Below are 10,740 nucleotides of genomic sequence, written 5' to 3'. Positions count from 1 at the left end.
AATTTGTTAAGCTCCCGTGGCTCATATCCATGCTTATCTACTGAGTCAGATGATGGAGGAAGCCAGACCAAGGTAAATCCTGATTTTTGTATCCTATCTGCATTTTCTTTAATAATCTCATACCAGCGAGGAGTACCATCTCTCTTCCTGACATCTGGAGAATCCCAATGAAAATCTTGCAGTAAAATATCGCTATTCATATAGAACCTCACATAAAATTGACAATGTCTTTAAATTATCTAAGGACATCTGATTAATTTTTGTATAGTAATATCAGCTCAACCGTAAGGTTGATTTGAGGTTTGGAAACTCCAGAATGCTGTAAACCGACAAACTGCAATTTCCTATCTTTCAAGTCCAGCCTTTGGTTGGACATGCTATTTCCCCTTTGCGATAATTTGGATAATTTCCGCTGAATTTCCATTCATTGTAGTGGCCCCAAAAATCTCTTCCCTCAAGATTTCAAAATCTTACAGAGGCGAGTAGATCCATGTCATTTGATGATGTCTGACTACTCCCTAATCAGAAAGTCTAAATATCCCAAAAGTATCGAATTAAGCTCGTTAACACATCCATAAGCTTCAATTCAGAAATCACTTAATTACAAGACACTCATCACTGAAATGCTCATTTCCCCTAGTCTCCACCTCGAGTGTAAATTTTTAACATAATTGGACTCTATACATCTATCCCAAATGTTTGAGGTTCTTTCCGGATACTACAATTTTCATTTAACCAGTTGGCAATATTTTTTATCATGCTATCTTCCATAACCCTTGCACCTGTGGGACAGTTTTTGATACAAGCACAACAGCGAATGCATAGCTCGATTTTAGTTGCCACGCTCCTATTAATTGAAATGGCTGCAGTTGGGCATACACTAGCACAGGAACCACAAACTGTGCATGTGTCTTCTTTGGTCACTGGTGAAACAGCCATGGATAGCGGTCTGCCCTCATAAGGATATCTGCCGGGAATTTCTAAATCCATTTGGGCAGCAGGTGATTGTAAAGCTTTCACTCTATCTTTAATTTTTACTCCAAAATCCATTGCCTTTTGAACATCCAAGCTATCCGGACGTCCATTTGCGATGGGGACATCCTTTGTTGCAAAAGAGTGCTCTCCAATGAATGCGCCACCAGCAACCGGATTAAAGCCTAACTCAATAGCTATATTTTTTAATTCTAATAATGCATCTTCAAACTCCCGATTCCCATATACAACAATGAGAATCGCTAAGGTTTTGCTCGCTTTTAGCTGTTTGAATCGATTGATTGCATCAACTGGCAGACGACCACCATAAACAGGTGCACCTATAATTACGAGTTCATCTGAAAAGGGTGGAATTGTTTGTTGAGCACCTTCCGGAAGTGTCAGATTAATATACTCTACAGCTTCAACAGTGATACCTTTAGCAATACTTTCCAATACTTTTTGAGTGGTTCCAGTGGGCGAAAAGTAGATAAGCTTTAGCTTTGTAACTTCCATTATTATCTCCTCATGCACATATTAGGTAATAATTTAACGCTCCAAATCACCGGTGTGGGTGAAACGGCAGTGAAACACACATCTAAGTGAATTCGTTAGTTATGGTTATTCAATCAGAGGTAATTGTCAAAGACTTCTCAATAATTCCCAAAGGCTTATTAATTTCGGTCCAATTAATAGCTTTCCAATAGGTTTGTGTGATTTATACTTTTATCCTTGGCACTATTTGGTTAGATTATACTGTCAATTAAAGGATGTGCAATAACAAAAAGAGTAGTATGATTGTTTTTAACGACAATCATTGATATAACATAAACGTCGATTAGTTTTACAGCCTAGCCATAAAACCATTGGCGAATTTATCTTCCACCCACGACTGAACTATTACCTCACACCAATTTTCAAGAAACTTATCGATAGTTTCAGAGGGAATATCACACATCGTAAGTAATGATCTACTCTGCATAATAGAAATATAGCCAAGTTTGTATGTTTTTATTTACTTCCTGCTATCATCATTCCCATATACATTTATGGGAATGATCCTGGAGTGCCTATGACGATGCCATTTGCATTTATTATATGCAAACCATAATTAAAATGATGATAAGCGTTCTCAAGATCTATCTGTAGCTCTACTTCAGAGTACTCTGGAACATCTCTGAGATACTTGGCCATTTCTTGAGGTTGTTTTATCGCCTCTTCAAGATTAGCGATAATTAGATCTTTGTTTCTCATGACATTTAACAATAAGTTTACCAGTCAGCCTACACTAATCCAGTGGAATAACTGGTCGAAGTTATTCGTTTCAAAAACACCGTTTATTTTGTTTTTTTTTGCATTGATTATCGCATTTATAGCATACTTCATTTTTTAAGTATTCACCTTCAAAAAATTCTTTAAAATTGTGTAAGGTCGTCTGCGCTATGTTGTGAAGGGCCTCTTTTGTAAAAAATGCCTGATGGGATGTCATTAGTACGTTAGGAAATGTAAGTAGGCGAGCAAGCATATCATCTGTTATAAGTTCGAGAGATCTGTCTTCAAAGAAATATTCGCTCTCTTCTTCGTATACATCAAGTCCGGTTGAGCCGATCTTACCTGACTTTAGACCGGCTATTAAGGCTTGTGTGTCGATAAGTTTTCCTCGGCTCGTGTTTATGATCATTACACCATTTTTCATCTTTCCAATTGAATCAGCGTTTATCATATGCTCTGTTTCTTTATTAAGAGGGCAGTGCAGAGAGATGATATCTGAACATTTGTATATTTCCTCAAGAGAGACAAATTTTACGCTTGTTTCTTTGGCATATGTTTCATCTGGATAGAGGTCATAGGCCAATACAGTCATACCGAAGCCTTTCAATATTGATATAAGGCATTTCCCTATTTTGCCTGTACCTATGACGCCGGCGGTCTTCCCCTTCATGTCAAATCCGAGCAGTCCGTTTATTGAAAAATTACCGTCACGGGTGCGGTGGTAGGCTTTATAGGTCTTGCGGTTAAGAGAAAGCATAAGCGCTGCTGCGTGTTCTGCTATTGCATAAGGTGAGTATGCCGGCACACGCACTACATGTATTTTGCCGTATGCTGCTTTGATGTCAACGTTGTTGTATCCTGCGCAGCGTAGTCCGATTATTTGTAATCCATGTTTTACCACACTTTCTATAACAGCGCTGTCGATTGTATCATTCACAAAAGCGCAGAGAGCATCAAACTTTCCGCTTAAGGGCGCAGTCTGCGCGTTAAGATGTGTATCAAAATATGTGATGTCAAATCCGAAATCCTTGTTTACATCGGTGAAAGATCTTCTGTCATAGAGTTTGGCGTCAAAAAAGGCTATTTTCTTACCCATAACTCCCCCCTTTTTATCTAACACCTCATTACTATACATAGTATTTTCTAAAATAATCTAACCCTTCGAAAGATAATTAATTTATCATAATCCGATCTCAATATCTTAGCATATTTCTCAACACTTCTCAAGAAATATATTACAACATTACCTCTTCATCATATAACATCCAGCCAAGCCATCAATTTTGAATACCTTACTTTTTTATTTCTTCATCGCCAACGAAAATAGAGGCTTTCCCCGGTTTATTGAGTATTTGCGCAGATATAAAAAAAAATTTTTTTGATTGTATCTTCGCTAAATTAGAATATATTATAATAATTAAATAACTCAGCTAACGCAGCATTATGTATTGAGGATCTTTAATATCAATTGTCATAGCTGAAAATAATAAAATCAGAAGTGTCTTAATATATCGAAAATATCATTTCTGATGTCATCCCTGTGAATGCGGGAGTCTATAACCTTCTGAAAAAGTAGAAGATTCCGGCGTTTCGGCCGGAATGACAAATGATAGGATTTGCTAATCGATATATTCATACACTACCAAAAAATCGAGGTGAGAAATGGGGACTAAAAGAAAGAAGTATATTGTTGATAAAACTTTTCAATTTCGAATTACCTTTAAAGCCGTATTATGGCCTCTTATTATCACACTGATTATTGGCAGCGTTTTATTATATTATGCAAAGATAAATAATAATTACACAAAATCGATAGTCAAAACTCAAGATCAGATGATAAATCTCTTCCTCACTACACCGGCGCTACAAAACGCCGATAATCCAATGATAATGAATGCGGAGAACACATTTAGAAACAATATCAGCATGCTATTTAATATGAAAAAAAATAGCATTCGAATGCTATACTTTATCATTGTAATGATTGTAATTCAATCCGCTATCATCTTTTTGCTCTTTATTTTCATTACGCATAAGATATCAGGACCGGTGTATGTGATGACTCAGTACCTGAGAGAGCTTAGGATGGGGAATATCCCTAAGGTGAGGAGGCTGAGGGAGAAGGACGAACTCCAGGATTTTCATAATGAATTGTGTGAGACCATAAAAAATATATCATCCAGATTTGAAAAGTAACCTCAGGGTTCTTTGATCTTCATTTGATTGATCGCGAGCAATAGGGTTATAAGCAGAGGGGTATACAAGGAATCATAGTAAAGGCGGGCATTCAAGGCTATTTATGTGTAAAGGCAAAAGTATGCGATTATTTGACATTAATCCGAATCCTGAGGACCCTGCTATCGATCATTCCGGAGAAAAGATTTAGATCGGAATACAGCAAGGACTCCTCTTCAAATATGCCTGATCCATTAACCTTTCTAATACTAAATCCGCTATTATAATCAAAGGAATCCGTATAACCGCATTCCCTTTTCAATCTATCATAATCTTCAATATGAATATTCCCTTCAATATAGGATTCAGAGATACTTACTTTTTGTAGGTTATTATTCCTGATAATAGATAATGTCTCATCCATGCCATATTCACTATTTATCTCTCTGTATTGAGAAGGCTCATAATCTTCATCAGTCTCCCTTATAGCTTGATGATTTTCATGATTATATTTTCCACCATCCTCAAATCCCCTATAATAGCCAATACCCAGCAGGATAATCACAAAAGCAATGACTGCCGAGGCAGGCAACAATCTAAATAATAATACCCTCTTTCTCACACCCTTGATCTTTTTCAGGGTTTTAACTACAAATTCGTCTTCTGATTTTATTCTAAACAAATCCATATACGACATCATTCTCAAAAGCTTATTGAGATTGTTATATCTCTTGCTGCATTCAGAACAGACCGCCAGATGCCGCATTATAGCATCCCTTTCTAATTCAGAGAGAATATTGTCATGCAGATCAGATAACCTATTAAAAGAAATATGCTCCTTGTTCATATGAGATCCCTCTCTACTAATCTCTTCTTCAGCAACCCTCTGCCCCTATGTATTCTAACCTTAACATTTGAAAGGTTTACCCCCAGTATACCCGCAATATCATTATATGGCAAACCATCAATATCCCTTAATATAAGAATCTCCTTATAATCATTGGGCAATTTGTAGAGTTCATCCTTGAGTATTCTCAAGGATTCGCTGTCAATGGTCTCCTTTTCAGGATTCTGCTTATCATCGCTCAACTGCAGCTCAAACTCATCATTGCCATTTATTCTATTGATTGAAACATAGCTATATTTTTCTTTTCTTTTTTTATAATTCATGCAATAGTTTACCATTATGCTGTAAATCCAGGTTGATAATTTTGACTCCCTTCTGAAAGATTTTAAAGCCTCAAATATAACAACGAGAATATCCTGAGTGATATCAAGAGCCTCCTCATAATTCCCAACCTTGGAATAGGCATACCGGAAAATTCGATTATTATACTTTTTAATTATCTCAGAGAATGAATCAATATCTCCAGATAACACCCTGTCAATAATCTCTATATCATTTGCATCTGACATGTCCAATCCTGATTTGTTACGATTTTTCATATACTAATAGGTGTTTAGAATGAAAATATTCAGCCCCTTATCCTTAGAAACCTTCTCTTGCCTATCTTTAATATGGACTCAACAGGAAGAATGATCTCATAATCCTCATCGGAAACCCTTTGGCCATCAAAGTAAATACCGCCCCCCTTGATCAATCTTCGAGCCTCGCCATTTGTCTTAACCATGCCTGTAAGCATAAGCAACCGAACAATCCAAATCTTGCCCTCCAACCTCACATCTTCAGGGATAGAATATTCTGGGATCTCATCAGGCAGGTCCTTCCTGACAAATATCTTGTTAAACTCCGCCTCCGCCCTATCGGCTGTATCATTATCGTAGAACTGTCTGCATATATCCTTTGCCAATCCAACTTTGACATCCCTTGGATTCATCTCTCCGCTCTCAACCCCCTTCCTATATGAACGGATCTCTTCTAGAGGCACATCCGTTACAACCTCATAATAATGAAACATCAATTCATCTGAGATTGACATCACCTTGCCAAAGATCTCTTTTGGCGGCTCATCTATTCCAATATAATTATTCAATGATTTGCTCATCTTCTGCGTGCCGTCCAGCCCAACTAATAACGGCATGGTCATAATAACCTGTGGTATTTGACCATATTCCCTCTGTATGTCCCTTCCAAGTAAGAGATTGAACTTCTGATCCGTTCCACCCAATTCAATATCCGCTTTTAGCGCCACAGAATCATAACCCTGTATCAATGGATACAAAAATTCCAATACTGATATGGGTTTGCCATTCCTATACCTCTCAGAAAAATCATCACGCTCCAGCATCCTTGCTACATTATACTTGGATGTAAGATCGAGCACATCGGCAAAATTCATATTCTCACACCATCTGGAATTAAACTCGATCACTGTCCTATCCGGATCCAATATCTTGAAGACCTGCTTCTTATAGGTCTCGGCATTCTGCGCCACCTCTTCCCTTGTCAATCTATTCCTCGTCTCTGACTTCCCGCTGGGATCCCCTATCATCCCGGTAAAATCGCCAATTAAGAATATTACCCTATGCCCCATCTTCTGGAAATGACTCATCTTTCTCAACAAAACGGTATGACCCAGATGAATATCCGGCGCCGTGGGATCAAAACCGGCTTTAACTACTAATGGCTTATTATCCCTCTCAGATATCTCTATCTTCCTCTGAAATTCATCCAGGGGGATAATCTCCTCCACGCCCCTCTTAAGCAATTCAACATAATTCTTTACCACTCCGATCTCCAATCAATCTAAAGCTTTCTAAAATTTCTGTTATTCAAACAAATTATAGTAAATATTTTACAATTCAAAACGCCACGGCTCTCATCACTCAAAAAATAAAAAATTATCCTCACATCAAAATCATGCATGCCCTCTAAAAACGGAATCAAAAATTATGATATATAAAAATAGTAAATATCTCAAATGTCAATCGCTAATTGAGTCTCTCCCTTAATTATACCAATAACATCTCTATATCATATTAATGAAATGAAATATACACGATTCAATTGACGCTATATTTCATCTTTTAAAGGGAGGTTTTCAATAAATTACTGGGGAAGAGCGTAAATTCCCTCCATGAGCGGCGATTTGGGCGTTCTTCAAAAAGTTACTTAAAAACATCCCCGGTCTCCATATACCAAAACACAAAATCAAGATGATTCAATGGGATTCTTATGTCAGTTGCATAGTCCTTCATCCTATTCTCCATATCAATATATCTCTTTTTGGAGAGTGAATCAGGAATCTCGTCAATAACCCTTGACAACCTTAAATTCTTGAGAATATGCCTATCAAGAATAGCAATATTCTCGCTAAATCCGATATTCCTAAGAAAATGACTCGCCTCCTTATAGCCAAATCCCTTAATCCTCTCTACTAACCAATCTCTCTTTGAGTACACATTATCCAATTGATTGATCGAATTTTTTAATGATATCTTGCCATCTGTTATAAAAAGGTTTCTGGACAAAAGAATATATTCGGTCTTTCTATTCTTAAACCTGACTAAATTCAATTCCATATTTATATCATTATAGCATCCGTTGAAGAGCAAATTCTTTTTCCTAAGATTATTAACCGCTATCCAACATGATTTTGCCCGCGATTGAGGTGTCAATAGGCAGAAAACAAGCTCAGCAAAGATATCCTTATCATCGAATTCTATCCAAATGCGTCTAAAACTCTCCAACTGCGTCTCTATTCTGCTCCTAATTGAGTTGTATATTTCGACTATCTCCTTCTGCCTTTGATTCATCACCAACAACCTTAGATAAAAGTCTATGGACTCTTCCCTCCATCAATTCACAGAGCTTATAATATAACTCCTAGGTTATCTCCCTTGCTCTCCATGTCATCTTCTCATAGATATTGTCAAATCCTCCATTTGACATTATGGCTATAACGTTATCCCTTTGGGGATCTATCTCCCTGAATGTGAAATCAACAATCTCATCAACACTATTAAATAGAAAGGCATCCCTTTTCATATTAATTATATCCTGTTGAACCCTCTCAATATCGATCCTATCTGATTCAGGAATGGATTGCAGTTTAAAGGGTCTTTTAAAGAGGATTCTATTGGATGGAGCGAATGAACAAGAAAGCTCATCCTGAAAAATATTTCTTCTGCTTGTTGCAGATCTTGGTTCATAGATAGCCCAGAGGATTGAGTCTGGGTATCTTTTCCTCAAACCATTGAGGAATGAGCTGATCTCAGTGGGGTGGTGTGCAAAATCTTCATAAATTTTGATGGTATTGCTGCTAAAGATCAATTCCTGTCTCCTCTTTACACCCTTGAATGTCTTCACAGCATGCTGAATATGGGCCTCATTAACACCTAGCAGTAAGGCCATTGAAACAGCTGCGGCAATATTAGCATAATTATAGTCCCCAAAAAGCTTTGTGACCAACCTAATATCATTAAACTGTTTAAATCTAATCTTGAGTTCAGAAAAATCGCCGGAATGTCTTAGAAATTCATAGCAGATATCGGAATCCAAATTTCCAAAGGAATAGCATTTTGCATAGGATCTTGATACAACTTCACTCAGGTGAGGATATTCATGGGATAAAATGATGTTTCCCTCAGATGGGATAATGTTAACAAGCCGTTTAAACCATAACTTTATCTCATCAAGGCTGTTATATATATCAGCATGATCAAACTCAAGGGAGGTAAGCACTAGGTGATGGGGCCTGTAGAGAATAAATTTGGGAAACTTTTCAAAAAAGGCGGAATCGTATTCATCACCCTCAATAATAAAGTATTTACCTAATCCAAGTTTAAAATTTGTATTATAATTTCTTGATACACCACCTATGAAAAAGGATGGCTCCCCCCCAGCATGCTCCAATATATGTGATAGAAGCGCTGTTGTTGTGGTTTTGCCATGTGTTCCTGAAACAGAGACAACCTCTTTATCCCTTAAAAAAAAATTGTACAGCGCCTGAGCCATAGAGAGATAAGGTATCCTTCTATTCAGTGTATATTCCGCCTCTACGTTACCCCTGCTGATAGCATTCCCAATAATAATAAGATCAGGATCATCGATATTATCCGCGTTAAATCCGATATGCACATCAATATTCCATTCATGGAGTATATCACTCATGGGAGGATATACATTATCATCAGAACCAGATATATTAAAACCCATCTGCTTCAGCATACATGCTAGAGTGCCCATTGCAATTCCGCATATTCCAATCATGTAAATACTATGAATATCCCTGGTCAATTCTGTATTTCCTCTTGTTTGGCAGTTTTCCTATATATCAATTATTAAAAATAGAATGATATCAATAGCCTTCACTTCTGATATGGATTTCTCAAAATAAATCCTGTATAATTCCCAGTAGCATATAAAATTTTAGATTTTATGATTATATTATAACGGAAAGAAATACCAAATCCTAATGGTCACTCTTTATTATTTGGACTCTATCAGATTGCTTGAGTTTCAGTTTCTTATAATTTTTATATTCTCCTGGATACCACCCTGTGCACTTGCCAAGCTTATTCACTACCCTTCTTCGCAAATCCTTCATATTTGGCTTATATTGAATCGATGAAGGATCGAAATCAATATTATAACCCTTAATAATGTCAGTCATTACCTTAGGGTGTTTCCCGTTAAAGGGTTTCATGCATTTAGTATCCATTTCATTGAGATAATTATAGTCCATTTGATGAATATTTTTATTATATCCCCTTCCATGATGCAGCTCATCATGTTGTTTTATCTTTTCTGCCATAACCTTTGGCGGACGCACCCACCCATAGTGAAATATTCGACATCCGGTATCAACAACCCCTATTTTCCTTCCATCAACCCTGAAGCTCTGAGCAGATCGCCAGGAGATTATTCCCCTATGATTTCGAATGACCCGAATCTCCTTTCTATACCAGTGGTAGGAATCCCCATACCAGCTATAATTCCCAAAAAAATGGGTGTAATCGAAAAGAAATCCCTCCACTTCCTCATCCTTACTATAATTTTCACAAAACTTTACAATTCTATTATGGTCATCTTCGTGAAAGACTTCATCAGCCTGAATGTAGAAAGCCCATGTGCCGGTGCATTGGAACAAAGCCAAATTGGATTGTACGGCGAGGATTCTACCTTTTACAGTAAATCTAGAATCCCAAGTTGTCTCAAGTACCTTTATCTTCGGATCTCCAATCCTTTTGACTGTCTTAAGTGTGTTATCATCGGATTTGCCTATTGTGATAACAAACTCATCAACCACTGGGAGAATAGACCGTATTGATTCCACAAGTGGATAACCAAGCTTTATCCCATTTCTAACTGTCGAAAAACCTGATATGAACATATTTTCCTTTATGCCATCCTGCATG

At 37.2% G+C, this 10,740-nt stretch carries 11 protein-coding genes; 1 reads left to right on the top strand and 10 read right to left on the bottom strand.

Annotated features, from left to right (window positions below):
* From SVZ03_00185 to SVZ03_00170, 4 genes are all read right to left on the bottom strand, one after another.
* A partial coding sequence (locus SVZ03_00185) for a hypothetical protein (GenBank protein ID MDY6932621.1) occupies nucleotides 1-200 on the bottom strand: 200 nt, incomplete at its 3' end.
* Nucleotides 201-678: 478 nt separating this feature from the next.
* A complete protein-coding gene (locus SVZ03_00180) occupies nucleotides 679-1,488 on the bottom strand; it encodes a 4Fe-4S binding protein (GenBank protein MDY6932620.1) in 810 nt (269 codons plus the stop codon).
* A gap of 531 nt (nucleotides 1,489-2,019) precedes the next feature.
* Nucleotides 2,020-2,226, bottom strand: coding sequence for a hypothetical protein (locus SVZ03_00175; protein ID MDY6932619.1), 207 nt, complete (start codon nucleotides 2,224-2,226; stop codon nucleotides 2,020-2,022).
* Between the two features lie 70 nt (nucleotides 2,227-2,296).
* A complete protein-coding gene (locus SVZ03_00170) occupies nucleotides 2,297-3,340 on the bottom strand; it encodes a 2-hydroxyacid dehydrogenase (protein MDY6932618.1) in 1,044 nt (347 codons plus the stop codon).
* Between the two features lie 566 nt (nucleotides 3,341-3,906).
* On the opposite strand from SVZ03_00170, the gene SVZ03_00165 reads away from it, so the two are divergent.
* Nucleotides 3,907-4,440, top strand: a complete 534-nt coding sequence (locus tag SVZ03_00165; GenBank protein MDY6932617.1) for a hypothetical protein — start codon at nucleotides 3,907-3,909, stop codon at nucleotides 4,438-4,440.
* Nucleotides 4,441-4,567: 127 nt separating this feature from the next.
* On the opposite strand, the gene SVZ03_00160 is transcribed toward SVZ03_00165, so the two are convergent.
* The 6 genes from SVZ03_00160 to SVZ03_00135 all read right to left on the bottom strand — a co-directional run bounded on the left by SVZ03_00160 (nucleotide 4,568) and on the right by SVZ03_00135 (nucleotide 10,739).
* Nucleotides 4,568-5,266: a zf-HC2 domain-containing protein gene (locus SVZ03_00160; GenBank protein ID MDY6932616.1), complete on the bottom strand. Its 699-nt coding sequence runs from the start codon at nucleotides 5,264-5,266 to the stop codon at nucleotides 4,568-4,570.
* On the bottom strand, nucleotides 5,263-5,835 hold the full coding sequence (locus SVZ03_00155; GenBank protein MDY6932615.1) for a sigma-70 family RNA polymerase sigma factor: 573 nt from the start codon (nucleotides 5,833-5,835) through the stop codon (nucleotides 5,263-5,265). The genes SVZ03_00160 and SVZ03_00155 overlap by 4 nt, the downstream gene beginning before the upstream one ends.
* A 59-nt stretch (nucleotides 5,836-5,894) precedes the next feature.
* Entirely contained in the window at nucleotides 5,895-7,109 is a 1,215-nt protein-coding gene (gene tyrS / locus SVZ03_00150; protein ID MDY6932614.1) for a tyrosine--tRNA ligase, read from the bottom strand.
* Nucleotides 7,110-7,488: 379 nt separating this feature from the next.
* On the bottom strand, nucleotides 7,489-8,136 hold the full coding sequence (locus SVZ03_00145; GenBank protein MDY6932613.1) for an N-glycosylase/DNA lyase: 648 nt from the start codon (nucleotides 8,134-8,136) through the stop codon (nucleotides 7,489-7,491).
* 70 nt (nucleotides 8,137-8,206) lie between these two features.
* A complete protein-coding gene (locus tag SVZ03_00140; GenBank protein ID MDY6932612.1) occupies nucleotides 8,207-9,619 on the bottom strand; it encodes a Mur ligase family protein in 1,413 nt (470 codons plus the stop codon).
* A 175-nt stretch (nucleotides 9,620-9,794) separates the two neighbouring features.
* Nucleotides 9,795-10,739: a glycosyltransferase family 2 protein gene (locus SVZ03_00135; protein MDY6932611.1), complete on the bottom strand. Its 945-nt coding sequence runs from the start codon at nucleotides 10,737-10,739 to the stop codon at nucleotides 9,795-9,797.
* Between the last annotated feature and the right edge of the window lies 1 nt (nucleotide 10,740).

Source organism: Spirochaetota bacterium (assembly GCA_034190085.1).
Taxonomy (GTDB): domain Bacteria; phylum Spirochaetota; class UBA4802; order UBA4802; family JAFGDQ01; genus JAXHTS01.
This window is presented reverse-complemented; position numbering and strand designations above follow the sequence as displayed.